At 62.7% G+C, this 25,732-nt stretch carries 22 protein-coding genes; 11 read left to right on the top strand and 11 right to left on the bottom strand.

The features are described from left to right. Positions 1-4: 4 nt before the first annotated feature. From SPHPH_RS0109620 to SPHPH_RS0109635, 4 genes are all read right to left on the bottom strand, one after another. Positions 5-2,332, bottom strand: coding sequence for a 3-hydroxyacyl-CoA dehydrogenase/enoyl-CoA hydratase family protein (locus tag SPHPH_RS0109620; RefSeq protein ID WP_028966507.1), 2,328 nt, complete (start codon positions 2,330-2,332; stop codon positions 5-7). After that, the gene (locus tag SPHPH_RS0109625) at positions 2,332-3,468 is read right to left on the bottom strand and encodes a thiolase family protein (protein ID WP_028966508.1); all 1,137 of its coding nucleotides are present in this window, start codon (positions 3,466-3,468) and stop codon (positions 2,332-2,334) included. The genes SPHPH_RS0109620 and SPHPH_RS0109625 overlap by 1 nt, the downstream gene beginning before the upstream one ends. 211 nt (positions 3,469-3,679) lie before the next feature. Continuing rightward, positions 3,680-4,405, bottom strand: coding sequence for a TorF family putative porin (locus tag SPHPH_RS0109630; RefSeq protein WP_037489429.1), 726 nt, complete (start codon positions 4,403-4,405; stop codon positions 3,680-3,682). Between the two features lie 7 nt (positions 4,406-4,412). Beyond that, entirely contained in the window at positions 4,413-4,859 is a 447-nt protein-coding gene (locus SPHPH_RS0109635; RefSeq protein ID WP_051272947.1) for a hypothetical protein, read from the bottom strand. A 154-nt stretch (positions 4,860-5,013) separates the two neighbouring features. On the opposite strand from SPHPH_RS0109635, the gene SPHPH_RS0109640 reads away from it, so the two are divergent. Then, positions 5,014-5,463 (top strand): DUF2721 domain-containing protein, encoded by a 450-nt coding sequence (locus SPHPH_RS0109640; protein WP_028966511.1) that lies wholly within the window; start codon positions 5,014-5,016, stop codon positions 5,461-5,463. A gap of 31 nt (positions 5,464-5,494) precedes the next feature. Here SPHPH_RS0109640 and lldD read toward each other — a convergent pair whose 3' ends face one another. From lldD to SPHPH_RS0109660, 3 genes are all read right to left on the bottom strand, one after another. Beyond that, positions 5,495-6,640, bottom strand: a complete 1,146-nt coding sequence (gene lldD, locus SPHPH_RS0109645) for an FMN-dependent L-lactate dehydrogenase LldD (RefSeq protein WP_028966512.1) — start codon at positions 6,638-6,640, stop codon at positions 5,495-5,497. A 193-nt stretch (positions 6,641-6,833) separates the two neighbouring features. After that, positions 6,834-7,655, bottom strand: coding sequence for a TrmB family transcriptional regulator (locus SPHPH_RS0109650; protein WP_028966513.1), 822 nt, complete (start codon positions 7,653-7,655; stop codon positions 6,834-6,836). Positions 7,656-8,237: 582 nt separating this feature from the next. Then, positions 8,238-8,828: a recombinase family protein gene (locus SPHPH_RS0109660; RefSeq protein WP_028966514.1), complete on the bottom strand. Its 591-nt coding sequence runs from the start codon at positions 8,826-8,828 to the stop codon at positions 8,238-8,240. Between the two features lie 103 nt (positions 8,829-8,931). Between SPHPH_RS0109660 and SPHPH_RS21135 the strand changes: the two genes are divergently transcribed. Continuing rightward, on the top strand, positions 8,932-9,135 hold the full coding sequence (locus SPHPH_RS21135) for a hypothetical protein (RefSeq protein ID WP_028966515.1): 204 nt from the start codon (positions 8,932-8,934) through the stop codon (positions 9,133-9,135). A 3-nt stretch (positions 9,136-9,138) separates the two neighbouring features. Here SPHPH_RS21135 and SPHPH_RS0109670 read toward each other — a convergent pair whose 3' ends face one another. Continuing rightward, positions 9,139-9,636 carry a hypothetical protein gene (locus tag SPHPH_RS0109670; RefSeq protein WP_028966516.1) on the bottom strand — a complete coding sequence of 166 codons (498 nt, stop codon included), beginning with the start codon at positions 9,634-9,636 and terminating at the stop codon, positions 9,139-9,141. Positions 9,637-10,322: 686 nt separating this feature from the next. Here SPHPH_RS0109670 and SPHPH_RS0109675 point away from each other — a divergent pair. Both SPHPH_RS0109675 and SPHPH_RS0109680 read left to right on the top strand, forming a co-directional pair. Then, positions 10,323-11,801, top strand: coding sequence for a hypothetical protein (locus SPHPH_RS0109675; protein ID WP_028966517.1), 1,479 nt, complete (start codon positions 10,323-10,325; stop codon positions 11,799-11,801). Further along, positions 11,801-11,995 carry a hypothetical protein gene (locus SPHPH_RS0109680; protein ID WP_028966518.1) on the top strand — a complete coding sequence of 65 codons (195 nt, stop codon included), beginning with the start codon at positions 11,801-11,803 and terminating at the stop codon, positions 11,993-11,995. The genes SPHPH_RS0109675 and SPHPH_RS0109680 overlap by 1 nt, the downstream gene beginning before the upstream one ends. Positions 11,996-12,010: 15 nt before the next feature. Here the strand turns inward: SPHPH_RS0109680 and SPHPH_RS0109685 are convergent, their stop codons facing one another. Beyond that, positions 12,011-13,792: a DEAD/DEAH box helicase gene (locus SPHPH_RS0109685; RefSeq protein WP_028966519.1), complete on the bottom strand. Its 1,782-nt coding sequence runs from the start codon at positions 13,790-13,792 to the stop codon at positions 12,011-12,013. 106 nt (positions 13,793-13,898) lie between these two features. On the opposite strand from SPHPH_RS0109685, the gene SPHPH_RS0109690 reads away from it, so the two are divergent. The 6 genes from SPHPH_RS0109690 to SPHPH_RS0109715 are packed head-to-tail and all read left to right on the top strand — an operon-like array spanning position 13,899 to position 22,744. Beyond that, complete coding sequence (locus SPHPH_RS0109690; protein WP_028966520.1) at positions 13,899-16,637, top strand: class I SAM-dependent DNA methyltransferase; 2,739 nt, start codon at positions 13,899-13,901, stop codon at positions 16,635-16,637. Further along, positions 16,634-17,407: a hypothetical protein gene (locus SPHPH_RS0109695; protein ID WP_028966521.1), complete on the top strand. Its 774-nt coding sequence runs from the start codon at positions 16,634-16,636 to the stop codon at positions 17,405-17,407. The genes SPHPH_RS0109690 and SPHPH_RS0109695 overlap by 4 nt, the downstream gene beginning before the upstream one ends. Positions 17,408-17,435: 28 nt before the next feature. Next, positions 17,436-18,623: a hypothetical protein gene (locus tag SPHPH_RS0109700; RefSeq protein WP_156025947.1), complete on the top strand. Its 1,188-nt coding sequence runs from the start codon at positions 17,436-17,438 to the stop codon at positions 18,621-18,623. Then, positions 18,620-20,692 carry a pseudomurein-binding repeat-containing protein gene (locus tag SPHPH_RS0109705; protein ID WP_028966523.1) on the top strand — a complete coding sequence of 691 codons (2,073 nt, stop codon included), beginning with the start codon at positions 18,620-18,622 and terminating at the stop codon, positions 20,690-20,692. Before SPHPH_RS0109700 ends, SPHPH_RS0109705 begins: the two co-directional genes overlap by 4 nt. Further along, positions 20,685-21,881, top strand: coding sequence for a GIY-YIG nuclease family protein (locus SPHPH_RS0109710; protein WP_028966524.1), 1,197 nt, complete (start codon positions 20,685-20,687; stop codon positions 21,879-21,881). The genes SPHPH_RS0109705 and SPHPH_RS0109710 overlap by 8 nt, the downstream gene beginning before the upstream one ends. Further along, entirely contained in the window at positions 21,881-22,744 is an 864-nt protein-coding gene (locus SPHPH_RS0109715; protein ID WP_051272948.1) for a GIY-YIG nuclease family protein, read from the top strand. The genes SPHPH_RS0109710 and SPHPH_RS0109715 overlap by 1 nt, the downstream gene beginning before the upstream one ends. 17 nt (positions 22,745-22,761) lie before the next feature. Here SPHPH_RS0109715 and SPHPH_RS0109720 read toward each other — a convergent pair whose 3' ends face one another. Together SPHPH_RS0109720 and SPHPH_RS0109725 are read right to left on the bottom strand one after the other, a co-directional pair. Next, positions 22,762-23,205 (bottom strand): hypothetical protein, encoded by a 444-nt coding sequence (locus SPHPH_RS0109720; protein WP_156025949.1) that lies wholly within the window; start codon positions 23,203-23,205, stop codon positions 22,762-22,764. A 31-nt stretch (positions 23,206-23,236) separates the two neighbouring features. After that, positions 23,237-23,779 (bottom strand): hypothetical protein, encoded by a 543-nt coding sequence (locus tag SPHPH_RS0109725; RefSeq protein ID WP_028966527.1) that lies wholly within the window; start codon positions 23,777-23,779, stop codon positions 23,237-23,239. Positions 23,780-23,899: 120 nt separating this feature from the next. On the opposite strand from SPHPH_RS0109725, the gene SPHPH_RS20455 reads away from it, so the two are divergent. After that, a complete protein-coding gene (locus tag SPHPH_RS20455) occupies positions 23,900-25,267 on the top strand; it encodes a DNA-methyltransferase (RefSeq protein ID WP_081668591.1) in 1,368 nt (455 codons plus the stop codon). Positions 25,268-25,732: the final 465 nt, after the last annotated feature.

Genomic DNA, 25,732 nt, shown 5'->3' on the forward strand with positions numbered 1-25,732 from the left:
TGAGTCAATTGCGCAACGGTTTGCCGGTCATCAACATGCTTTCGACGCGCGCATGGGTGCGTTCGTCATGCGCGCTTTCCATGAAGGCGGCGCGCTCCAGGTCAAGCAATTGCTGCTCGGTGACGGTGTCGACCAGATCGGCCTCGCCGCCGGTCAGCACGTTGGCGAGCCGTCCTGCGACCACCTCGTCATAGGCGGTGGCGACGCCCTTGCGGCGGAAGTCGGCAACCGCGCCGGCCAACCCGGTGCGCCCGCTTGCGCCCGGCAGGCGGAAGGTCGGCGATTCGGGCGGGGTGTAGCCGTCGACCAGCGCCAGCGCCTTCGCCTTGGCGTCCGCCAGCAGGCGGTCGCGGTTCATGGTGATGCCGTCAGTCGGGCGCAGGAATGCCATCTCCTTCGCCTGCGCCGCCGAGCGCGAGACCTGCGCGGTCGAGATCAGCTCGAACGCCTTCATCACCGCCGGCATCGGCCCGCGCGGCATCCCCTTCGATTTGGCCAAGCGATCGAGCAATTCGCCATGCCCGCCCCAGCCCGGCACCAGCCCGACCCCGGCCTCGACGAGGCCGATATAGCTCTCGGCATGCGCCTGCACCGCGTCGGAGTGGAGCAACACCTCGCAGCCGCCGCCCAGCGCCATGCCCGCGGGCGCGCTGACCACCGGGAAGGGTGCGTATTTCAGCGCCTTGAACGCCTGCTGCCCGCCGACGATCAGCTTCTCGATCTCGCCCCATGCCCCGGCCTTCACCGCGAAGAGCGCAAGCCCGAGGTTCGCCCCGGCCGAGAAGTTGCTGCCCTCGTTGTAGATCACCAGCGCCTTGAACCGCTCCTGCACCAGCGGGATCGCCTGCTGGATCAGGCTGGCAACCTCGCCGTCGAGCGCGTTCATCTTGGCGGTGAATTCAAGGCACAGCACGCCGTCGCCGATGTCCCACAGCGCGGCCGACGCGCTTTTCGCGACCGGCTGCGAACGCCGCTTGATGTCTTCGAGCAGCACGACGCCCTCGGCACGCGGCACGTCGTGATAGCTGCCGTCGCTGCCGAGATATTGCCGCACCCCGCCTTCGACGCGGTAGAACGGCCGGTCGCCGGCGGTGTCGAGGATCGCGGGGACGGCGCGGCCCTCGGCGCGCAGCCGCTCGGCCAGCTTGCCCGGCCCCAGCCGGTCCATCAGCTCGAACGGGCCGAACTTCCAGTTATAGCCGAGCTTCATCGCGTCATCGATCGCGACAACGTCGTCGGCGGCCTCGCCGACCAGCATCGCGGCATAGCTGAGCACGTTGCCGAGGATCGTCCACGCATAATCGCCGACCTTGCCGGGGACGGTCACGAGCGCGGCGAGGTCCTTCTCGGCGGCGGCGGGCAGCGCCTCGGGCTTGGCTTCGGGGCGGTAGTCGCCGGTGGTCAGGTCGATCGCCAGCTTGGTGCGCTTGCCGTCAGCGCCCTTCTCCAACCGGTAGAAGCCGCCCTTGCCCTTGCGCCCGGTGAAGCCTTCCGCGATCATCCGGTCGACCAGCGGCAGCGGGCGGACGGTGGCGAAATAGGGATCGCCCTGCGGCAGCGTGTCCGACAGGCTCCTGGCGAGCAGCGGCATCAGGTCGACGCCGACGAGATCGATCAGCGCGAAGATCCCGGTCTTGGGCACGCCCATCGGACGCCCGCCGATCTGGTCGGCCTCCTCGACGGTCAGCCCCTGATCGATCGCGGCATTGACGGCCACCGCCAGCCAATAGGTGCCGATGCGATTGGCGATGAAGCCGGGCGTGTCCTTTGCGCGGACGATCCGCTTGCCCATGAAGCGGTCGACGAAGTCCTCGACCTTGCCGGCAGTGCCGGCATCGGTGTCAGCGCCGCGGACGATCTCGACCAGCCGCATGTAGCGCGGTGGGTTGAAGAAGTGCGTGATGAGGAAGTCGCGGCGAAACTGCTCGCTACGCCCCTCGACCAGCCGTTCGAGCGGAATCGTCGAGGTGTTCGACGACACCGCTGTGCCGGGGCGCTTCAACGCCTCCAGCTTGGCATAAAGCGATTGCTTGATGTCGAGCCGCTCGACGATCGCCTCGACGATCCAGTCGCATTCGGCGACGCGCGCCAGATGGTCGTCGATATTGCCGGTTTCGACCAGTTTGGCCGCCGCCTTCGACATGAAGGGAGCGGGCTCGGTCTTGAGCATCTTCGCGACCGCGCCCTTGGCGACCGCGTCGCGATCGTCACCCTGCTTGGCGGGGATGTCGAGCAGCAGCACCGGCACGCCGGCATTGGCGACCTGCGCGGCGATGCCCGCGCCCATCACGCCTGCGCCGATCACGCAGACTTTTTTGATGCCGTCGCTCATCACACGCGCTCCAGCACGGTGGCGATGCCCTGCCCGCCGCCGATGCATTGCGTGGCGAGCGCGTAGCGCTTGCCCTCGCGCGCGAGCAGTGCGGCGGCCTTGCCGACGATCCGCGCGCCGGTCGCGCCGAGCGGGTGGCCGATCGCGATCGCGCCGCCGTCGAGGTTGATTGTCTCTTCCTTCAGCCCGAGGTCGCGGATGCAGGCGATCGCCTGGCTCGCGAACGCCTCGTTGATCTCGACGATATCGAGGTCGCTGGCGGCAATGCCCGCACGCTCCAGCGCCTTCTTCGACGCGCCGATCGGGCCGAGCCCCATCGTCTCGGGATCGCAGCCCGACACGCTGATCGCCTTGATCTTCGCGAGGATCGGGAGGTTGTGCTGCTTGGCGAACGCCTCGGAGGTGACGAGCACCGCGCTCGCGCCGTCGGTGAGCGGCGAGGAGGTGCCGGCGGTCACCGAGCCTTCTGCCGAGAACGCCGGCTTGAGCCCGGCAAGCGCCTCTGGGGTTGTCTCGGGGCGGAGCGTGCCGTCCTGATCGACCGCGCCGGCCTTGGTCTGGATCGCGACGATCTCGTCGGACAGGCGGCCGTCCTCACGTGCGGCGGCGGCCTTCTGCTGGCTCTTGACCGCGAAGGCTTCCTGCTCAGTGCGAGTGATCTGGTACTTTTGCGCGACGTTCTCGGCGGTCTGGCCCATCCCCATGTACGCGCCCGCGCTCTTGGCGGCGAGTTCGGGGTTGGGCAGCGGGTTGTAGCCGCCCATCGGCACGCGGCTCATCGATTCCAGCCCGGCGCAGATATACGCCTCGCCCGCGCCGACCGCGATCTGCCCCATCGCGATATGGATCGCACTCATCGACGAGCCGCAGAAGCGGTTGACGGTCATCCCGCCCACCGACAGCGGCAAATCGGCGAGCAAGCCGATCATGCGCGCGACGTTCAGCCCCTGCTCGCCCTCCGGGAAGGCGCAGCCGAGCACGATGTCCTCGATCAGCGACGCGTCGACGCCGGTCTTCTCGATCAGCCCGCGGATCGTCTGCGCGGCAAGGTCGTCGGGACGCACCCGCGCCAGCGCGCCCTTGCCCGCCAAATGGAACGGCGACCGGGCATAGCCGGCAATCACGACGTCGGTCATCGGTAACCCTCTCGATGCGATATGTTGGCTACCGTTTACGTCAACGTCAGTGGGGGCTCAAGGGGTTTTGGTGGCCGTCGCCCCTGCGCAGGCAGGGGCCTATGTCTGTCGAATGTCGCGGAGGGTCTGACACAAGGATGTCGTCCGTGTGTCAGGTGCCTCGATCCGACGATGCAGACATGGGCCCCTGCCTTCGCAGGGGCGACGGTGGTCAGATGCCCAGCGAGATTCGCGCGGCCAGCCGGTCGCCGGCATGTTCGCGCACCGCGAAGCGCGACAGGTCCGGTCCGTTGCGGATGTCGGTGCCGGTGTATTCCAGCGCCACCGTCAGCGGCCCGGTGATATGCTGCACCCCCAGCGACCAGTCGTGATAGGTCCCGTCCGGGCGGAGCCGCGCTGCGCGCGTCACGTCGTCGACGCTGCCCGACGAACGTCCGGCGCTGGCGGTCACCGTCCACGGCGTCGCAGGGATGCCGACGCGCCCGCGTACGCCGAGATAGAGATTGTCGCCGCCGATCGCGCTTTGTGACGGGGCGTAGCGCGCCTCGACCCCGGCCTGCGCCGGGCCAAGCGAGTAATTGAGCCCCGCGCCAACCTCGCCGTAATCCATTGCCCCGCGCGCGCCGGTGAAGAAATGCCCGGTCGCGAACGCATCGAGGCGGAAGCTCGCGAGGTCACGCGAATAGCCGAGCGCCGGCTCGATCACGCCGTCCGCGCCGTCGTGGCGCGCGTCGCCGCGCGTCGCGAGCACGCGCGCGCCGAGGTCGAACCCGGCGGGCAGGTCGATGCGCGCATAGGCCGACGGTGCAGCCTTGCCCTCGCTCCAGCTGATCCCGCGGCGGCGCTCGTCGGTGGCGAGTTCGACGCCGGCCTGGACCTGCGCCGCGGCGGGCAGCGCCGCCACGCCCGAGAGCATGGCGGCGATCACATAACGCATCCGCACGTCAGCCGCGGATCCGGTCGTGCGCGGCGTCGAGTTCGGCGACCAGCGCATCCTGATCGCGCGCGGCGACCGCGAGCAGATGATCGCGGACCTTGCCGCTGCGCGCCGCGACATCCTGCGCGATCGCGTCGCGCTGCGTCGCGCACCAGCCCGGCCGCGTGCCGGTCAGGGCTGTGTCGGCGCTGATCGTGCGCGCCATCACATGCCCTGCGGCGTGGCGCGCTTCGCGGTGGACGTCGACCGAGGCGGTCCAGGCGCAGCGCAGCACGCTCGGGCGACCCGGCGCGCCGACCGCGCCGACCTGCTTGTGCGTAACGTCGACCGCGCTGCGATAGGTGACGTCGACCTGCTGCCCGCGATGGTCCATCTGCACGCGGTGCGCCGCGTCGGCGGGGACGGGGGCGGTGGGGGTGCCGAGCAGCAGCCCGGCGACGATCGAGACGATCATGGCGTTTCTCCTTGCGTCGGCCCCGGACCATGCTGCCCGGTGACCGTATCCCGAGATACGTACGCGCCGCGCCGCTTCAACGATCCCGCCGGCAGCGTAACAATTTGTCATCCAGCGTTGTCGATCGCGCCACGACAGGCCACAACATACCGCAATGCCGTATGCTCCTGCCCTGCCCACCATCGCCGAGGCGATCCAGGCCTCGCTCAGCCCGGTCTTCGTGCTGACCGGCATCGGCGCGTTGCTCAACGTGCTGACCGGGCGGCTGTCGCGCGTGATCGACCGCGTGCGGGTGCTGGAGGAGCGGCATCCGCAGATCGGCATCGACGAACGTGCGCGGCTCGTGTGGGAATTGCGCCGCCTTGCCAAGCGGATGAGCGTCATCAACTTCGCGCTGTTCCTCGCGGTGGCCAGCGCGGTGGCGACCTGTATCGTCGTCGCGCTGCTGTTCATGGGCGCGCTGACGCACAGCCATATCGGCCCGTATGTCGCGGTCAGCTTCATCCTCGCGATGTCGCTGCTGATCGCCGCCTTCGTCGCGTTCATGATCGAGGTGCGGCTGTCGAGTCGCGCGATTCGGGTGCGCGACGAACTGCTGCACTGAGCCAGCCGGCCGGGCCGTTACCGCGGCGGCCTCACCGCACCAGCGCGTCGCCGGTGATCCTGTCGATGCTGGTGCAACTGGTCAGTGCCATGGCGACGCGCATCTCGGCCTCGACGAGTTGCAGCATGTGGCTGACCCCCGCCTCACCGCGCGCCGCCAGCGCATAGACCCACGCGCGCCCGAGCAGCACGCCATGCGCCCCCAGCGCCAGCATCCGCACCACGTCGAGCCCCGAGCGCACTCCGCCGTCCGCCAAGACCGTCATCCGATCGCGCACCGCCTCGGCGATCGCGGGCAAGGCGCGCGCGGTGGAAGGGACGCCGTCCAGCTGCCGCCCGCCGTGGTTCGACACCACGATCCCGTCCGCGCCCAGTTCGGCGGCGGCCAGCGCATCCTCACGGTCGAGAATGCCCTTGATGACCAGCGGCCCGTCCCAGCTTTCCCGGATGAACTCCAGATCGCGCCACGAGACGGTCGGGTCGAAATTGTTGCGCATCCAGGCGAAGAAATCCTCCAGCCCGGTGTTGCGCCCCAGCACCGGCGCGACATTGCCGAGCTGGTGCGGACGCCCGCGCACCCCGACGTCCCACGCCCAGTGCGGGCGCAGCACCGACTGCCACGTCCGCCGCATCGCCCCCGCCAGCCCCGGCGCGCCGGCCAGCCCGCTGCGATAGTCGCGGTAACGCGAGCCCGGCACCGGCATGTCGACGGTGAAGATCAACGCGGTGCACCCCGCGGCGCGCGCCTGCGCCAGCAGGTCCTTCATGAACGCGCGGTCGCGGATCATGTAGAGCTGGAACCAGAAGGGCGCGTCGGTCTGCGCCGCGACCTCCCCGATCGGGCAGGCCGAGACGGTCGACAGGCAGAACGGCACCCCGGCCTTGTTCGCGGCGCGTGCAGCCTGCACCTCGCCGCGCCGCGCGTTCATCCCCGCCAGCCCGATCGGCGCGAGCGCGACCGGCAGCGCCTGCCGCCGCCCAAACAATTCGGTGGAAAGGTCGAGCGTCGAGACATCGGTCAACACACGCTGGCGCAAGGCGATCTCGGCAAGATCGTCAACGTTGCGGCGCAGCGTCGCCTCGGCATAGCTGCCGCCATCGATATATTCGAACAGGAACCGCGGCAGCCGCCGTCGCGCCAGTTCGCGATAGTCGAGCGCCGATGCTGCCTTCGCCATGTCCTGCCAGGTCCTCCGCCGTGATCGCGGGCCTGAATAGCCGAGGACCGCGGCGATGCCATCCCCAAGCCGATTTCACCGGCGCCCCGGACCCTTCGACAAGCTCAGGAGAGCCCTGATCCGGGGCCACGCTTTTCTTGGCCGTCGCGAAAAGGAAGCGGGATCCCGGATCAAGTCCGGGATGACGACCAGATCAGCCCGCGCCGCCCTCGCGCTGTGCCATCAGCATCTGCAACCCCGGCGGCTGCGCCTGTTGCAACGACAATTCGCGCAACGGATCAGACGGATCGGCGCGGAACGCCACCAGCCGGATATGCGCCGCGACATAGGAGTGCAGGAAGCAGCTCTGGAAGATGCTGTCGCTCCACAGCCCGTTGAGCACATGCTCCATGTCGAGCGACAATTGCGCCATCAACTGCTGCGCACCGTCGGCGACCACCAGCACGCCGACCCCCGGCCAGCCCTCACCGACGAACGCGGCGGCCTCGCGGTTGAACGGTACGGTCGGCCCGGCATGTTCCTCGCGATAGGCGATCCCGGCCACTATGACGCCGCGCGCACGCGCCGCCGCCATGTCCTCGGCGAACAGATCGAACACCGCCGGGAACAGATCGAACAGCACGATCTCACGCGCTTCGGCGATCATCGCACGGGCGCGTTCGATGACGTGCGGCACCGAACGGAGCTGGAAGAACTCCTCGGCGCGGGTCGGCTGATAGACTGCGCTCAGCGACTTGAAGGCCTCGGTATGGCGGCGGTCGAAGTCACGCTTGAGCGAGGCGAACAGCTCGGCGGGCGGGATCGGGGTATAGGTGACCGGATCGCTGCTGTTGCTGGCGAGCAGGACCCCCTTCTGCTCCATCACCTTCAGCGCCTGATAGACGTTGGCCGGCGCCTTGCCGACGCGCTGCGACAGGCGATAGCCGGTCGCGGGCGCCTGCCGCAGCAACTCGGTATAGAGCGATGATTCGAGATCGGTGAATCCGAAGGCGCTGAGCGCGGTGTTCGGCTGCATGGGGTACTCCGGGAAAACGGGCGGGCGCCATGTCCCGGCCGACCCGCTCCGGCGCTATATAGCAGATTTCGCGTCGATCCAGCGGGTTGCGTCCGCGTATCGCGTGCGTACGCCGCGGCGGCATATGCCGCAAACACGTCGCGCGACCGCCGTTTTGACGGTGATCGCGCGTCAATTTCCTAATAGGAAAGTGGTGCCCAGAAGAGGAGCGTAGCAGGTCGAGGGGTTCGAGTCCTCGTGCCGGGTCTGGTTTTCTCCTGCTTTTTCAATGGCGGGCGGTTCGAGTCCCAGAAGAGGCACCGCACCGTCACCGTCATCTGGACGCTCAACATGTGGTTGGGGGGAGCCTGTGATATCATCTGGGCGGGTCATTGATGGAGGCTCCGGGAACGTGGTTGAGCGTGTTGAACGGTGCGACGATGATGGACATGCGGAGTGTCCCATCTGCCGGGACGAGGTGGCGGAGGGGTTCGTTGAGCGAGTGATGGCCGCAGCAGCCCAGCCGGGTCAGGTTATGACCGCTGAGGAGTTCACGATGTGGCTCGACGGCTTGGACGCTGCACCGACCGGCAGTGACTAAGGTCAGGCGGCGAGCGCCATCTGCTGCTTGAGCCGGTGGACGGTCGCGACACCGACCTTCAGCTTCTTGGCCGTGGCGTTGATGCTGACGCCCTTGGTGAGGGAGCGCTTGATGCGCTCGACCTTTTCGGCGTCGAGGGGCGGTCGGCCCGACCGTTTCGTGGATCGCGCCAACCCGGCCTTGATGCGGGAGATGATCATCTCACGCTCGAAGTCGGCGAACACCGACAGCATGCCGAACATGGCGCGTCCGCTGGGCGTGCTCGTGTCGAGCGCCTGCTGGTGCAGATAGAGGTCCACGCCCTTGGCGTTGATCTCGGTGAGGAAGGTGACGAGGTTCTGGAGAGAGCGCCCGAGCCGGTCCACGGCCCAGCTTGCCACCATGTCGATCTCGCGCCGCGCCACAGCCTTCATCAGCGCATCGTAGCCGGGGCGCTTGTCGCGTCCCTTCGAGCCGCTGATACCGTGGTCGGTGAACTCGGCGACGACTTCCCAGCCAAGCCGTTCGGCGACGGCCATGAGTTCTCGACGCTGGTTCTCGGTGGTCTGGCTGTCTTGTGAGACGCGGGTGTAGAGTGCGATGCGCTTGGTCATTCCAGAAGGACTCGCTCCAGTTCTGGAACGGGTCAAGCAGTTCATTTAGTTCGATAATATTCTGATCTGGAGCTACCTCGTCGTCCTCATCGACGGAGGCAACATGGCACGCACACCGATTTTGAACTCGAACCGGATGGTCATTGGCTATATCGAGGAACAGGGGGGCGGTAAGCAGAAGGCACTCGACCGCAACGCCATGCTGCTGGGCTATTACGACCCGGCGACGAACAGCACGCTCAACGCCAACCGCATCCTCATCGGGAAGGGCAACCAGTTGTCGTCACTGATCGAACGAGCGCGGTGACGTTCAGGCGGCATCGGCCTGCTCGAAGTGATCCCACGCGAGCATGAGCCGGTCGCCCTTGGCCTTGGGCAACGCCTTCCGGTCGATGAGCTTCCCCCTGACCTCGAAGTCGGCGCTGATCTTCACGACCAGCACCTTGCTGAAGTTGCGCTTGAGGTTGAGGGCGACGACATCGTTGCTCTTGAACGGCGTGATGGTCTTCACCTCGACGAAGTGGTTGCCGATCTTCCCGTCCGACCCTTGGGCGTAGTTGCGGTGGAGCTTCAGCCCGTGCGTGATGACGCCGTATAGCTCGCCGAGGTCGCCGTAGACCTGAAGGTGCCGCCCGGTCAGTTCGTAGTAATCCTGCGCCGTGGAAAGCAGGCTCTGGAAGATCGGCACCAGATCGGCTTCGAGGTCCGGGAAGCGGGCTTCGAACTCTAACCGTTCGAGGTGGGAGTTGATCTCGGTCCAAGTGATCCATTCGCCATCGTCGTAGATGGCATTGTCGTCATTCCACATGCTGGCCGGGGCTCCCGCTATCGCTCCCCAGATTACGATCTCGGCGGTTAACGTCCCTTTTCGAATTCAACTGCTTATCGAGCGGCGAAAACCGGCAGGTCGGATCGACGGCAAACCGGGATTTTCGAGGGGCATGCGCGGGGTGGCTTTTGGAATGCACTTCGACGCGTCTGCTCGCGGCTCTCGTCGGGCGGTGCCCGATGGTCTGGGAGCGTGAAAGCGTCGAGGGGAAGCAGCATTTTCGGGTCGAGGTGAACTGCCGAGCTACATGAGGAACAGGGAGACGGCTTGGCATCGCCAGATGTCGAGCCGGTGAACCTGTTCGCGAAGGACGCGCGCGGGACCGCGATAGCGGGGCCGACAAGTCCGACGCCCTGAATGACAGCCCATGATCCACGTCCATCCAGCGGTGCCGCGCAAGGGCGCGTCCCCAGCCCTTGGCATTCCCTCGTGCTCGATGGCGCGGCGTGCCGCCACACCATCGAACACCGATTGAACATCTGCGGGCATGTCGAGTGATGTCGAAGCAGCAAGAACTCCTCCGCGTCGATGTCCGCGCGAAACCCTCTATAGTCTTTAGAGAGTATAATGCGGACACTTCATGAGAGCCGCGACAGGACATTCGAATAATGCGGGAAGGTGTTGGTAAGTGGTATTGTTAATCCTCAACATCAAGAGCCACTCCAATGAAGATATTTATAGACGAGTCTCACGCCGGAGCAGGAAAGACCGGAGAAGCGATCGACAGGATTGTTCGGGCCAAAGGGAAGGTGCTGTTCGTCACCGAGCGGAGGGAAACCTTCTACGAGTTGGAAACCCGAATGCGCGCCGCTGCCGATGCCGCGAAAACCCGTCCGATCATCTGCCACATCCACAGTGAGAACCACTCGGGCCGGGGAGTAGCAAGCCGCATTGCGGCGCTTCCCGGCGACTACCGCCCGGTGGATCACGTCATCGTAATCATCACGCACGAGGCATTGCTCCGCAGCGACTTCAAGGGCTTCGCAGGCTGGCAGATCGTAATCGATGAAGTGCCCCGCTTCCTCGACTTTCAGGAAAAGCGCACCGCGCTTGATGCCGCGTTCTTCCAGCAGCACTACGAACTTACACCGTTCGGCGGCAAATGGCATACGGTCACCCTCACCCCAACGGGCCGTGCTCTCACCGTTCCTGATGTTCGCGCAGACCAGTCTCACACCCATCTCGATCTCTTTCACGCGCGGGTGATCGAGGCCAGCCAGCCCGGTCCGAAGCGGCACGTTTTGTGCAGCCTTCCCGACTGGACCGACATGAGCGACAAGACGGTGGCATGGTGCTGGGCCAGCGTCTTTTCGCTGCGGTCGTTGGACGCATTCGACCGCGTGGAACTGCTGGGGAACCGATTTCGCGATGACATCGGCGCGACGATATCGGCCTTCTTCGACACTGACGAGATCGAGTGGGAGTGTCTGCCCGCGCCTATCAACTCGGCGCAACCACGAGCGCGGTCGGTGAGCATCCACTACTTCAGCGACAGACCGTCAGCGAAAGGCTGGTTCGGCGAGGACGCTGGACAGGCGGTCTTGCGCGAGGTGGGGCTTCATCTCTCGACCGTGCTGCCGAACGCTGCGATCTGGACCACGAACAACGCTGGTCGTCCGGGGAAGCCCTCGCCAAGAGAACTTCTCGCCCTTCCCGACAAAGGTTATCTCACCCCGAAGCAGGCCGGGACTAACGAGTATCGCGGACTGCACCACGCTGCCATCATCTACGCCGCGAAGCCGTGCGCGAACCTGCGGTCGCTACTGGACCTGCTCGACATCGACTCCAATCACTGGACGCGCAGTGTCGAGTTTGAGGCCGTCCTCCAGTTCGTCACGCGCACCAGCATCCGCGACCCCAACAGCACCGCCCCGGTGTCGCTGTGGGTGTTCGACCGAGAACAGGCGTTATATCTGAAAGAGTATTTTGACTCCTTGCCGCACGTCACCGCGTCGCTGGTGCGTATCCCACTGGCGATCGAGATTCCCGAGAAGCAGAAGGGCGGACGGAAACCGATCATTCGCACACCCGAGCAGCGGGAAGTCGCAAAGGCAAAAGAGCGAGAGAAAGATGCCGCGCGCAAACGTGAGAGCCGAAAGAACAAAGCCGTCAGCGTCTCAAGCCCGTCATGCCTAAATAGCTGATGGACGACGACTACATCGACGATAGCGGCACGATCTGGATTTGGCGATTGATGGGCGGGTGTTGCGATCCCGCCCGTCCCTCTAATCCGGCCACACGCGACCTGCGCTGGAAGCTGGTCGAGGAACGCCTTGCGCAAATGGAGCAGGAAGCGGCGAGCAACATCGCGATGCTTCGTTCCCAAGGCCGGGGTTGAGCTACCGCGCCCGATCTACCGAAAGGTAAACGGCGCGGCATAATCGCCTGCGGTCTGGCAAAGCTTCGCGGCAATACCGTGCATCTGATTCATTGCGGGCTTCAGAAGGTCATTCGCATGATAGGGGATCACGACATGCGCCTTCGCGCGAGAGATCGCGACATTGATGAGGCGGTCGCCCTCTGCCCCGTTGAAGAAGGTGCTCGACGCATCCACCGGGTCGAAGATCACCAATGTGCGCTCGCTGCCCTGTGCGCGATGCACAGTGCTGACGCTGACCTTCGCATGATCACGTCGGAGCATGGATCGCAGCAAAGCCACCTGCGCTCGATAAGGCGTGAGGACCACGATGTCCTTGGGGTCCACATAGGAACCCGCCAGTTCGTCCAGCGCAGCGAGCACCAGCTTGGCAGATTCGAACCGGATGAAGCCGCCATATCTCGTCGAGAACGTCGCTCCCTCGCTCACCGGGTCGAAGCAGACCCTCGGCACTTCGCGCCCGTTGACGAAGAAGGGCGAGCGGCTCGCCCGCCATCCCTCATCACGGTTGGCCTTCTTACAGACGAGGAGGTCACCGCCGTAGAATGTCGTGCCAACGATGTGGCAGATGGCCTGCGCCATACGCGATTGCTCATTCAACCGCGCGGTTCTCACATGGGCAAAAACATCGAAGGCGGTGCGGGTGAGAGCCCCGCGAACAGCCGCGCTATCCGATCTGGCGATGGGGGAAAGCTGCTGGGGATCGCCCGCGAAGATGGTTTGCGCACCCAGCGCCGCCATCATCATCGCGGCGGGGCCGAGCACCTGTGAGGCTTCGTCGCAGAGCACGAACGGGAAGCGAGGGTTTTGCAGACAAAGGTGCCAGCGCACCGCCGTCGCGACGGTGACGCCTACGACGCGCGCGGAAGCGGCGGTCGTCTCGATGTCCGCGCTGAGATTCCGGCGGGCGGCATCCATCCGGCCCTTCCATTTCACATAGTCGGCGATCTTCGCCTTGGGCGGCTCGGAGGCTTCAAGCACCAGATATTCGTTGACCTTCTCGGCGATCCCCGGTGCCAACAGATGAGGTCGATCAACATATTTGCGTGGGTCGAAGTGCGCGCCGATTCGCTTCACCTGCGCCGCCAGATCATGTCTGCCGATCCGTTGCAGCCAGTCGTCGATCGAGAGGATCGCGGTGTCCACGGCGACATTCGTCGGCCCGACGACAAGAATGCGGGCCTTGGGGAAGCGGCGCAGCAGATAGGCGGCGATGGCTCCGATCGTATAGCTCTTGCCGGTGCCGGGAGGACCGATCACGATGGAGCATCGATAGGCGGTGTTCTGGACCGCCTCGACCTGCCGTTTGCGCAGGTCGGCGAAGTCAGGTGGGAGGGGCCTCACCTCTTGTATGGGATCGAGGTCGGCCTTTGACTGCTGGAGCGCCTTCGCCGCTCGGCCCGCCATCGGCCCCTGCCACATTTCAATCAGGGGACCGAGGAAGTCGTTGAGGAAAACCCATGCCGTCTCACCTTCCTTCGGTGCGGCTCCTTCCAGCGGCTGCACCACCACCCGGTCGTTATCGACATCGACAAACTTGATGATCCCGCCGAACTCAAGCTCGCGGCCCCAGCGGATGCGCCCGCCTTCCAGCCCTTCGTCCAGCGGCACCTTCTTCCGCGCGGCTCCCGGCTTCATCGACAGGACGATGAACTCGTCCGCCCATTCGGCACCCAGCACCGCGAAGGGCGCGCCCTGAACGGTCAGCGCCCGCTCACTGGTTAACGCCTCAATGATCCTTTCGCGCGTGAGCCCCACGGCGTCCCCCGATGCCTTGGGTGAGAGAGTGGTCGGAAGGTTATGAATTTGCAACGATGAATGCGTTTTGCTGGCGGCATCCTACCCTCGTCATTATGCTGTCGGGATGAATCCTGTTGAGATCGAAGAAGCCGTTTCGCAGCTTGCGCTTGAACCCTTTGACCGGGGGGAGTTTCCCTTTTCGTTCCTGCGCGCGTTCGGCAATCCTGAGACGACCATCAAGCGGCTGCGCACCGGCGCGACCAACCAGTCCGATGTTGGCGGCGTGCTCCAGCGCAGCAACATCCACATCGCGACCTGCGGTGCCGGTGAGGTCGAGGCCACGCTTGGCCTGCTGCGCGACAGCCCGAAAACGGCGACAGCCAAGGCCAAATTCATCGCCGCGACGGACGGCGATTCCTTCCAAGCTGAGGATCGGGCGACCGGTGAGACGGTCGCGTGCGACTATGCCGATTTCCCGGATCACTTCGGCTTTTTCCTGCCGCTGGCGGGCATCACCACGGTCGAGCAAATCCGGGAAAGCTCGTTCGACATCCGGGCGACGGGCCGTCTCAACAAACTCTATGTCGAGCTTCTGAAGGACAACCCGGACTGGGCGAAGGCCGAGCGCCGCCCGGACATGAACCACTTTATGGCGCGGCTGATCTTCTGCTTCTTCGCGGAGGATACCGACATCTTCGTCGGCGAGGGGCTGTTCACCAAGACTGTCGAGCAGATGAGCGCGCGAGACTCGTCGGACACCCACACCGTCATCAGCGAGATTTTCCGCTCGATGGACACGAAGATCGCGGATCGTCAGTCGGCGGGGATCGCGCGCTACGCTAACCAGTTCCCCTATGTGAACGGCCAGCTTTTCAGTGGCAGCACCGAGGTGCCGCGCTTCACCAAGATCGCCCGCTCCTACCTTAACCACATCGGCAACCTGAACTGGAAGAAGATCAACCCGGACATCTTCGGGTCGATGATCCAAGCCGTGGCCGACGACGAAGAGCGCGGCGCGCTCGGCATGCACTACACCAGCGTGCCGAACATACTGAAGGTGCTGAACCCGTTGTTCCTCGACGATCTGCGCGGCAAGCTGGAGGAGGCGGGCGACAATGGACGCAAACTGCTCAACCTGCGCAACCGCATGGCGCGGATCAGAGTGTTCGATCCGGCCTGTGGCTCCGGCAACTTCCTCGTCATCGCCTACAAGCAGATGCGGGAGATTGAGGCCGAGATTAACCGGTTGCGGGGAGAGCGCGAGCGAAGGAGCGATATTCCACTAACGAATTTTCGTGGCATCGAACTTCGCGACTTTCCGGCTGAGATTGCCCGCCTTGCGCTCATCATCGCTGAGTATCAATGCGATGTGCTATACCGGGGACAACAAGAAGCGTTGGCAGAGTTTCTTCCGCTCAACTCCGAAAACTGGATCACGTGTGGCAATTCTCTTCGCTTGGACTGGCTAAGCGTCTGCCCTGCGACCGGCACTGGCGTTAAGATGCGGGGCGATGACCTGTTCGAGACGCCGCTCGATCAGTCGGAGATCGATTTTGAGAACAGCGGCGGCGAAATCTATCTGTGCGGTAACCCACCTTATCAAGGGAGCATGAATCAGACTTCGGGTCAGAAGGAGGATATGCTTCTGACATTTGCAAGTCATTTTGCAAAATACAAGGATTTGGATTATGTCGCGGCCTTTCTATTTAAGGCTGCGCAGTTCAATAGATTGGCGGGAGCAAGCAGCGCGCTGGTGACCACCAATTCTGTTACGCAAGGCGAGCAAGTCGCCATGCTTTGGCCCCTCATATTTTCTCAAAAGAATCACATTCATTTTGCGCATAAGTCTTTTTTATGGGCAAACCTTGCAAGCAACAAAGCTGCGGTTACATGCGTAGTGATTGGCCTTTCGGCATCTTCTAATGGTCAGAGGCTGCTCTTTGAGGGAGATGTCGCAAGGCAAGTGGATTTGATCGGCCCTTATCTCATCGCTGGGTCTGATCAGGTTGTCGTCAAGCGGACCTCTCCATTACATCAACTGTCCCGGATGGATTATGGAAATAAGCCAACCGACGGTGGAAACCTAATTCTGAGCACCGACGAAGCCGCCTTGCTGATAGCACGCGAACCCGACGCCAAGGGCATCGTTAAAAGATATGTAGGTTCGCAGGAATTCATTCGCGGAACCGATAGATGCTGCCTGTGGATCAATGACGAACAACTCCCTCAAATATCAGGCTACCCTGATGTCATAGACAGAATAGAAAAAGTCCGCATCCTTCGAGAGGAGAGCAAGGGGTCTCAGGCAAATAAGGGGGCATCTACCCCTCACAGATTTGTATTCTCCCCTCACACAGAAGGAAGAAGCATAATCATCCCTCGGCATTTTTCTGAAAGAAGAGAATATGTCACGGTAGGAATCGTTGATGGTCGAACGACGGTGATTGCCGATTCGGCTTCTGCTATTTTTGATGCTGATATGGTGAGTTTTTCCGTGCTCAGTTCACGGATGCAGTTGGTTTGGGTTGATGCCGTCGCGGGCCGTATCAAGACGGACTATCGTTATTCCGGGACCATGGTTTGGAACACATTCCCTCTCCCAAAGCTGACAGAACAAAACAAGATGGACCTCACGCGCTGTGCTGAGACCATTCTCCTCGCGCGTGAATCTCATTTCCCTGCGACCATTGCCGAACTTTATGATCCTGACGCCATGCCCGATGACCTTCGCCGTGCTCACGAGGAGAACGACGAAGTGCTCGAACGCATCTATGTCGGTCGCCGTTTCCGTAATGACACCGAGCGCCTTGAGAAGCTGTTTGACCTCTACACGAAGATGACCGTCAAGAAGGCGGCGGCGTGAGCAAGCCGGATCGAGTTTTTCTCCAGATGTGGGGGCCGACACGCGATCACCTGATCGCAAACCACGACTTTTATGTCGCGGAGGCAAAACGTCGTTTGCTCGATCCGTTCAACGACGACACGATGAAAGCCGATGCCGATCGTCACGCGGATGCGTGGCTGGCCGAGCGAGGAAGTTATTTCAATCCCGACCGCGACGATCCGGGTGATTATTATGAACGGGCATACGACGAAAACATAAGCTTCTACCTCAGCCTCGTCGGGTTACGCGACAACACCCGGCTGAGCATCATTGCAGGCATGTTTCACGATTGGGAGAAGCAGCTTCGCGATTGGTTGGGCAAGGAATTCGGACATCACGGCTTTGGCAATCACACGCATGGTGCTGTATGGCGGGTCACTTTCGACGATCTGATTGATTTACTCGAATGCTGCCAATGGCCGGTGAGGGCATGCGGCTATTTTCGTGATCTGCACCTGTGTCACCTCGTGACCAATGTCTACAAGCACGGCAATGGGGCGTCCTTTCAGGCTTTGAAGGCGCTTGCCCCCGATTTGGTCGGCAAAACGGACGACCTTCCTGCGATTTTTGTGTCTGCCCTCGACTTCACATCGCTGAACGTCGGTGATGCCGAACTTGCGCGTTTTGCCGACGCCATCGGCGCTTTCTGGCGCGACGTGCCCGAGAACATCTTCTTCTCACAGGTCGTCGAGCCGCCAAAATGGCTCGAACGCGCCCTGAAAAAGGAACAAGAGGAACGCGCGAAGTGATCGGAGCGTGCGAAGCGCGGGGCGCGTCATGACTGATCAGGATCGCTCACCGGGATGGGACAAACGCGAAGTTAATCGCATCGCCCGCGATCTGTATGGCGGTCTCGGCGCAATGTTTGACGCTCATGGCTGGACGACAGATGGTCGCGTCATCAGCCAGATCGCTCCGACCAAGGTCGTCCAAACCTATGGCAGTGTTGAGGCGTTCGCGCGCGCTCATCAGGACGGTCGAGAGTGGAGTGCCATGTTGGACCCGCTCGCCGCGATAAGGGCTGATCCGCCGCAGGTTTTCCTCAAGAGCTTCCACGGGTTCGATCCCGAGACATGGGGCTTTCTGGGCTACACCAAGGCGTTTGCGCGAGAGAAGTTTGTCCGAGAGAGCAAGCCCGGTGCACTGTTGGTTGTTTGCGCCACCTCTGAGGCTCCAAACCCCAAGGAGCGACTCCGCGTGCTCGGAATGCAGCAGCAGTCCCACATTCACGGGACAAAGTGGAATTTCCTTGCTCCACAGCGCCACGCCGAAGAGCGGAGCGACCCGGATCGAGTGCATGCGTGGGCTAATGCCCTGAAGGCACTTCGCGCATGGCGTATCCCCGAGGAGGACCGCCCATTCGTTCGCGACATTTTCCCCGATACCCATAAGGGCGGCGCTAACGGCACGGCAATCGGATCATATGGCCTACGGCTGACCTGTGAAGAGGCGCTGCGGATTCTCGATCTGCCGCTATACGAGGTTTCCGTTTTTGGTGGCGCGCCGGTCGAGGCGCTCATACCGGGGCCAGCCCAGCAAATCCTTTCGCCGAGCCGACCGGGGCCGGTGTCTCAATCGAGCTATATGGTCCGTGAGGCTGAGGGACCGAAGCACCTTTACATCCTCCGCCTGCACGGGGACGCCGACAAGTTTCTTGGTTATGGGGCTTCCGGTCACTCGATCGTGAAGGTCGGCTTCTCGGTTAGTCCGCAGACCCGCTGCGATGCGCATAACGGCGCACTTCCGGCCTGCGCCTTCGAGTGGAAGATCGAGAAGTCCACTCACTCGGAGAGGCGGTTTCCGTTTCCCTCTTCGCGTCATGCACTGGCCGGAGAGGGCGAGATGAAGAAGCTGCTCGCCACCGAGGGCAAATCGCTCGGCGGGGAATTCTTCCTTGCCGAGACAAAATCAATTGATCGCGCATGGAAGGCTGCGATCGTTGCAGCCGAGAACTGGAAATTATGACCACCGCCAAGCCCATACCCGCCGTCTCCTTTCAGACAGCCCGCACTGGCACCTCCGCCAAGCCCAACGCGATGGGCATGCGCGAGATGCAGGAGCGCGCCTACAACAAGCGGGGCGAGCAGTATCTGCTGATCAAGTCGCCTCCCGCCTCCGGGAAGTCGCGCGCGCTGATGTTCATTGCGCTCGACAAGCTTCACAATCAGGGGCTGAAGCAGGCGATCATCGTCGTGCCTGAGAAGTCGATTGGCGGCAGCTTCTCGGACGAGCCACTTTCCAAATTCGGCTTCTGGGCCGATTGGACGGTCAAGCCGCAGTGGAATCTCTGCAATGCGCCGGGGCCGGATGAGGAGCGCGTCGATGCCTCCAAGGTTCGCGCGGTCGGCCAGTTCCTCGCCAGCGAGGATCGCGTGCTGGTCTGCACCCATGCGACCTTCCGCTTCGCGGTCGAGCAGCTTGGCGTTGAGGCGTTCGATGACAGGCTGATTGCGGTGGACGAGTTTCACCATGTCTCGGCGAGCGCAGAAAATCGCCTCGGAAGCCAGCTTGCCGACTTCATCCGTCGCGACAAGGCGCACATCGTGGCGATGACCGGCAGCTATTTCCGGGGCGACGCGGTGCCGGTTCTCATGCCGGAGGATGAGGCGCGGTTCGAGCCGGTCACTTACACCTATTATGAGCAGTTGAACGGCTATGAGCATCTCAAGGCCCTCAACATCGGCTATTTTTTCTACTCCAACCGCTATCTAAGCGCGATCGAGGCCGTCCTCGATCCGGCGAAGAAAACGATCGTCCACATCCCCTCGGTCAATTCGCGCGAGAGCACGAAGGACAAGATCAAAGAGGTTGAGGAGATCATGGAGTATTTGGGGGAGTGGCAGGGTGCCGACCCCCAGACCGGCTTCCATCATGTGAAGCTGCCAGATGGCCGGATCATCAAAATCGCCGATCTGGTCGATGACAGCGACCCGGCGAAGCGGGCCAAGGTGCTCGCCGCGCTGAAAGACCCCACGCACCGCAACAACCGCGATCATGTCGATATCATCATCGCGCTGGGCATGGCGAAGGAAGGCTTTGACTGGATTTGGTGCGAGCATGCGCTGACGGTCGGCTATCGGTCGAGCCTGACCGAGATCATCCAGATCATCGGTCGCGCCACCCGCGATGCGCCGGGGAAGGAAACCGCCACCTTCACCAATTTGATCGCCGAGCCCGACGCCTCCGAGGCGGCAGTGGTCGGCGCGATCAACGATACCCTCAAGGCCATCGCCGCAAGCCTGCTGATGGAGCAGGTTCTTGCGCCGAGGTTCACTTTCACACCCAAGGATCGCGGTCCGATCGACGACTTCGACTATGGCCCCGGTGGCTATCAGGAGGGGCAGACCAATGTCGGCTTCAACGAGGAGCGCGGCCAATTCCACTTCGAGATCAACGGCCTTGTCGAACCCAAAAGCGATGAGGCAGTCCGCATCTGTCAGGAAGACCTGAACGAGGTCATCACCCAGTTCGTGCAGGACAAGACCGCCCTTGAGCGCGGCATGTTCGATGAGGAAGTGGTGCCCGAGGAACTGACCCAGCTTCGCATGGGCGCGATCGTGCGCGACCGCTATCCCGAGTTGAGTGCCGAGGATCAGGAGGCTGTTCGCCAGCACGCCATCGCCGCGCTGAACCTGACCCAGCGCGCGAAGAAGCTCGCCGGGGGCGGTGATACCGAGGATGGCGAGCCCAAGCTGAACACTGCGCTGATCGACGGCGTGCGCAAGTTCGCGATGGATGTCCGCGATCTGGACATCGACCTGATCGACAGCATCAACCCGTTCGAAGCGGCATACTCGGTGCTGGCCCGGTCCATGGACGCCAACATCCTCAAGCAGGTGCAGGCGGTCATCTCGGCACGGAAAGTCAAAATCTCACCCGAGGAAGCCCGCGACCTCGCCGAGCGCGCGCTGCGGTTCAAGAAGGAGCGCGGACGCCTGCCCGACATCAACGCACAGGACGCATGGGAGAAGCGGCTTGCGGAGGGGGTTGCCGCCTTCGCCCGCTACCGTGCAGAGGCCGCTGCGAATGGCTGACCTATCGGACGACGAACTGCTTGCCGAACTTGGCGTAGCGATCGAGCAACCCAAGGCCCGGACCTACACGCCGCGTGAGGAGCGGATCATCGCAGGATTTGAGGATGTCGTGCGTTTCTACAACGAGCACGGGCGCGCGCCGCAGCACGGCGAGGATCGTGACATCTTCGAGCGGCTCGATGCCGTTCGCCTCGACCGGCTGCGCGAACTCGACGAATGCCGCGAGCTTCTCAGGCCGCTGGACACCAATGGCCTACTGAGCACTGCGGAGGCGGAGGCAGCAATGCCCGTCGAGAGCATCGACGACGACGCCTTACTTGCCGAGCTTGGGATCGCGGTCGATCCCGCTGCTGATGACATTCGCGTGTTGCGCCATGTGCCATCCGCCGACGAACGCCGTGCCGCTGAGGAAATTGCAAACCGCGATAAGTGTGAGAACTTCGCCGCATTCAAGCCCCTGTTCGAACAGGTCGAACGCGACCTTGAGACCGGCGCGCGCGTGACGCGCCCGTTTGTGAAGGACGCCGGGTTCCTCAAGGCCGACATTACCACGGGACAGTTCTTCATCCTTGGGGGGCAGGTCGCCTATGTTGCGGAAGTGGGTGACCCCATCCGCGCACCGAACGGTGAGACGGACGCACGACTGAAGGTGGTTTACTCCAATGCGACGGAGAGCAACCTCCTGCTGCGCTCGTTGCAGCGGGCGTTGTATAAGGATGACGCAGGACGGCGGATCACCGAGCCCGAAGCGGGGCCATTGTTCTCAGGCACGGCGAGAGATGGCGATCTGGAGAGCGGCACCATCTATGTCCTGCGCAGCAAATCCGATCATCCGACCATCGCTGAGCATCGTGACCTGATCCACAAGATCGGGGTGACGGGCGGGTCCATTGAGGCCCGGATCGCCAATGCGGCAAAGGAGGCGACCTACCTGTTCGCCGGTGTCGATGTCGTTGCCAGTTATACCCTGTTCAATATCAACCGAGCCAAGCTGGAAACTCTGATCCACCGCGTATTCGCGGCAGCGCAAGTTGATCTTGCGGTGCAGGTCGGAAGCCCGGTCAAGCCGCGCGAGTGGTTTCTCGTGCCTTTGCAGGTCATTAATGAGGCCGTGGATCGGATACGAGACGGCTCGATCACGGGCTACATCTATGATCCGAAGCAGGCAGCGTTGGTAACGGCGGCTTGATGACCGCTTTTCCAACCGGGCGGCTGTTCCACGGCGATGATCTGGGCTGCAAGGCGTTCCTTGCGAGCCAGCCCGCCCAATATGTCTACATCCTGCGCCGCCCTGACGGGCGTCCTTTCTATGTCGGAAAAGGCTATGGCCCTCGTGTCTTTCAGCACGAGAACGAAGCGCGGCACCCGAACAATCGCCTATCGAACGCCTACAAGTTGAATGTCATTCGCTCGATCTGGAAAGCCGGTCTCAAGCCCACCTACGAGATCGATCTGGTCACCACATCCGCCGAGGAAGCGTATGTCCGGGAAGCCGACCTGATCGGCCTCATAAAGCGACTGCATGAGGGCGGGCCGCTAACCAATCTCGCAGCGGGCGGTGGATCGACGGCGGGAGCGGCCCCGGCGTCGGTTGAGCGCCATTCCGCCACGCTGGGCGGTATCCCCGATGATAACCCCGAGCGTGCGACACTGAACGGGTTTGTTCTCAGCATCGCCCATATGGACTCCGTGGTCGTGAAGCCCGTTGGGCAGTTCATCGCTCGTCCGACCGTGCGGTTTCCCAACAAGTCTCGGAAGCTGTCACTGCGGCAGGCGGTGGCCGTCGTTGCGTCAGCGGCTTCGAATGGCATCAGCATGGCCGGTGAATGTCGTATCCCGCGCAAGCTGATCGTCGATGGGGTAGAAGGGCTCGTGGAGAATGGCGTCGCCTGCGATCTGCTCACAGGCGGGGCTGTTTCGATAGACCCCGCCGCCGACCCGGCTGACGAATGCTTCCTGCTGTCGGCTCAGCAGGCTGCGGCGATTGTCGGAATGATAGGTAAGCGCAAGTGTATCGATCTTGGGATCATACCTGCCCTCACGGTCGATTGATCGCCCGGAAGGGAAGCTCACGCCAACCCGATCCGCATCCCGTCAACCGCTTCGCGGATCGCCCGGTCGAGCGCTTCATCACCCCCATCCTCGGGCATGTCGTCCAGCATGTGCATAGGCTGCTGGTGAGGGCCGAAATATCCCCAGCCCGTGTTCTGGCTGAGGCCGCTCTCACGCCACTGCCCACTCATCCCGGCGCATTGGAGCGGGAGCCCGCGTGCCGACAGGTTCCGAGCCAGACGCCACAGAGCCGCGATCATTGACGAGCCATCTTCGGCGGTGATCTGCTCATCGTCCGCCAGCCTGACGCGAAAGAAATACCCGGCGAAAACGCGACTACGCCCCGTTTCTACGATGCCCATGTCAACAGCTACGATCCGCTCGTGTCCTTGATCGAAAACCGTGCAATCAACCGATTGGCGGGTTTGATAGTGTCTCCAATTCGCCTGTGTGTCCGTCATATTGGTATTTATCGAAGGATCGAGACGCTGCTCAAAGCAAGGAAAGTTGGACCTCTACAGGCTGGTCCTTTTGCTGTGATCGCTTTTTGCGCATGGATGAAACGATCTGCAACCGGGCTGGAATAGCCTGATCGGCGTAAATTCTACCGCGCAGGTGCGCAGACAGCCGGTAGGCGTCGTTGATGTCCCTTGCGCGATCTTCTCGAACTCGTGCTTCCTCGTTTGCAAGTGCCTTTCGGGTTTCAGCGTCCGCGTGCTTCCATTTGAACTGAATGATAGCGATGGCGATGTCGAATTCTTGTTCGGCTTCATCGATCAGGCCGATGTGTATGTCGAACAGCCGTCCAACGCTCTCGGATGTCCAACTGCCTTTGTTGCGCGAAGGAACGCTCCTGCTCGTGTGATTCAGCCAGTTTGCATACGCCTGCCGGGATGGCTCGCCCCGCCCCGCATACTCAGGAAGTTCGAGCCGTGCTTCGGCGAGCAGCGGAATAAACGTCGCTGCCCACGCTGCTGTTTCAATGCGGCGTTTTCTCAGCCCTATGATCCGCCCGCGCTCTCGCTCTTCCTGCATCGGAAGGGTTTGAACTCGCCGACTAAATGTGAAGTAAACGCAGACATCTAAATGTGAGAACTCGCTGAGAATCGGAAAAAAGAAGATATCTGGTCAATCGTCCCAACGACGAGGTGCCCCATGACCCAGCCCATCCACGACATTCTGAACCAGCTTGGTGCAGTCATCTCTACCCGGCTTGAAGCCGCTAATGACCGGGCGGTTCGTGCCGAAGCTGACTATGCTCGTCTCTGTGAGGGTCTTCGCATGCTCGTTGGTATCGGGCCGCAGCCCGCGACGACCCCGGCGAACGATCTGCTCGATGTTGCCGCTTCTGCCATCGTCGCCAAGCCCGATCCGGTGGGCGACGCCGCGCAGAGCCGCATGACCATCCCTGATCAGCCGTTCCTCGACGCTCTCACCTCGACTTGGCAGGGCGCGCATGCGATTCGCAAGGCAATGTCGGCGGCGGGGCTGAAGGTGGCTTACGGCACCGTTTACAAACGGATGGCGAAGCTCACCGCAACCTTCCCCGACATGATTGAAGCGGCGGTCGAACAACCCGCTGGCTGGCGTCTGCGCGTGCCCGCCTACGTCGAGCCCGCTTTGAATGTGGCGAACCCTACGTCCTCCCCCAAAAAGGTGCGCGCGGCCAAGCGCCCGCCGCGTGCAAATGACATGCCGCCTGCCGCAATCACCGGCGTCCGCGAGCGGGTTGCAGCGGAGTTGCCGCCCCGACAGATTTTCGTGCCCACGCTCCAGCGCGGCGACTGCTTTGAAGCTATGAAGTCGATGGCGGATGGGAGCGTCGATCTCATTCTCACCGACCCGCCGTATTCCACGACCGGACTCGACATCGATCCCACGATCGATCTCACCGCATTGTGGGCGGAGTATCGGCGAATCATCAAACCAACCGGCACCATCGTGATGTTCGGGTCGCAGCCGTTCACCTCGCGCCTCGTCTGGGAAGCTCGCGACATCTTCAAGCATGATGTCGTCTGGATCAAGAACCGCGCTACTCAGTCGCTTCATGCGCGCAATCGCCCCTTGAAGCAGCACGAGGACATTCTTGTGTTCAGCGCTGGCACGACGATTCATGAGAGCCGTTCACCGCGCCGCTATACCTACCACGCGCTCGGTCAGACCTCGGCTGGAATGAAAAAGATCGGCAAGGGCAAGCACTCCACTTACCTGCATGATGTGAAGCACTATCCGGGCCGCGAATACGAGGGCACCACCAACAATCCTCGAACCACGCTGTTTTGCCCCAAGGACGAGCAACACTTCCATCCGTTTCAGAAGCCGCTGGACCTGCTTGAATACCTGATTCGCACCTACTCCAATGAAGGTGATCTGGTGCTTGACACGTTCATGGGCAGCGGCGGCACCTGCGTCGCCGCCATGCGCTCCGGTCGTCGCTCGATCGGGGTTGAGATGACTGAGAAGTATCATCGCGTTGCCCAAAGGCGGGTGGAAGCCGCCCTTCCCCTCGCAGAAGCGGCCTGATCGAATGTCCTGTCGCGGCTCTCATGAAGTGTCCGCATTATACTCTCTAAAGACTATAGAGGGTTTCGCGCGGACATCGACGCGGAGGAGTTCTTGCTGCTTCGACATCACTCGACATGCCCGCAGATGTTCAATCGGTGTTCGATGGTGTGGCGGCACGCCGCGCCATCGAGCACGAGGGAATGCCAAGGGCTGGGGACGCGCCCTTGCGCGGCACCGCTGGATGGACGTGGATCATGGGCTGTCATTCAGGGCGTCGGACTTGTCGGCCCCGCTATCGCGGTCCCGCGCGCGTCCTTCGCGAACAGGTTCACCGGCTCGACATCTGGCGATGCCAAGCCGTCTCCCTGTTCCTCATGTAGCTCGGCAGTTCACCTCGACCCGAAAATGCTGCTTCCCCTCGACGCTTTCACGCTCCCAGACCATCGGGCACCGCCCGACGAGAGCCGCGAGCAGACGCGTCGA

Source organism: Sphingomonas phyllosphaerae FA2, from assembly GCF_000427645.1.
Taxonomy (GTDB): Bacteria; Pseudomonadota; Alphaproteobacteria; order Sphingomonadales; family Sphingomonadaceae; genus Sphingomonas; species Sphingomonas phyllosphaerae.

Excerpts from the sequence above, each read along its gene's own strand:
- SPHPH_RS0109635 (WP_051272947.1), bottom strand. The coding sequence starts at position 4,859 with ATGATCGTCTCGATCGTCGCCGGGCTGCTGCTCGGCACCCCCACCGCC.
- SPHPH_RS0109710 (WP_028966524.1), top strand. The coding sequence starts at position 20,685 with ATGGCTGACCTATCGGACGACGAACTGCTTGCCGAACTTGGCGTAGCG.
- SPHPH_RS0109660 (WP_028966514.1), bottom strand. The coding sequence starts at position 8,828 with ATGACCAAGCGCATCGCACTCTACACCCGCGTCTCACAAGACAGCCAG.
- SPHPH_RS0109630 (WP_037489429.1), bottom strand. The coding sequence starts at position 4,405 with ATGCGTTATGTGATCGCCGCCATGCTCTCGGGCGTGGCGGCGCTGCCC.
- SPHPH_RS0109650 (WP_028966513.1), bottom strand. The coding sequence starts at position 7,655 with ATGCAGCCGAACACCGCGCTCAGCGCCTTCGGATTCACCGATCTCGAA.
- SPHPH_RS20455 (WP_081668591.1), top strand. The coding sequence starts at position 23,900 with ATGACCCAGCCCATCCACGACATTCTGAACCAGCTTGGTGCAGTCATC.
- SPHPH_RS0109640 (WP_028966511.1), top strand. The coding sequence starts at position 5,014 with ATGCCGTATGCTCCTGCCCTGCCCACCATCGCCGAGGCGATCCAGGCC.
- SPHPH_RS0109705 (WP_028966523.1), top strand. The coding sequence starts at position 18,620 with ATGACCACCGCCAAGCCCATACCCGCCGTCTCCTTTCAGACAGCCCGC.
- SPHPH_RS0109715 (WP_051272948.1), top strand. The coding sequence starts at position 21,881 with ATGACCGCTTTTCCAACCGGGCGGCTGTTCCACGGCGATGATCTGGGC.
- SPHPH_RS0109675 (WP_028966517.1), top strand. The coding sequence starts at position 10,323 with ATGAAGATATTTATAGACGAGTCTCACGCCGGAGCAGGAAAGACCGGA.
- SPHPH_RS0109720 (WP_156025949.1), bottom strand. The coding sequence starts at position 23,205 with ATGACGGACACACAGGCGAATTGGAGACACTATCAAACCCGCCAATCG.
- SPHPH_RS0109725 (WP_028966527.1), bottom strand. The coding sequence starts at position 23,779 with ATGCAGGAAGAGCGAGAGCGCGGGCGGATCATAGGGCTGAGAAAACGC.
- SPHPH_RS0109680 (WP_028966518.1), top strand. The coding sequence starts at position 11,801 with ATGGACGACGACTACATCGACGATAGCGGCACGATCTGGATTTGGCGA.
- lldD (WP_028966512.1), bottom strand. The coding sequence starts at position 6,640 with ATGGCGAAGGCAGCATCGGCGCTCGACTATCGCGAACTGGCGCGACGG.
- SPHPH_RS0109700 (WP_156025947.1), top strand. The coding sequence starts at position 17,436 with ATGACTGATCAGGATCGCTCACCGGGATGGGACAAACGCGAAGTTAAT.
- SPHPH_RS0109620 (WP_028966507.1), bottom strand. The coding sequence starts at position 2,332 with ATGAGCGACGGCATCAAAAAAGTCTGCGTGATCGGCGCAGGCGTGATG.
- SPHPH_RS21135 (WP_028966515.1), top strand. The coding sequence starts at position 8,932 with ATGGCACGCACACCGATTTTGAACTCGAACCGGATGGTCATTGGCTAT.
- SPHPH_RS0109625 (WP_028966508.1), bottom strand. The coding sequence starts at position 3,468 with ATGACCGACGTCGTGATTGCCGGCTATGCCCGGTCGCCGTTCCATTTG.
- SPHPH_RS0109670 (WP_028966516.1), bottom strand. The coding sequence starts at position 9,636 with ATGTGGAATGACGACAATGCCATCTACGACGATGGCGAATGGATCACT.
- SPHPH_RS0109690 (WP_028966520.1), top strand. The coding sequence starts at position 13,899 with ATGAATCCTGTTGAGATCGAAGAAGCCGTTTCGCAGCTTGCGCTTGAA.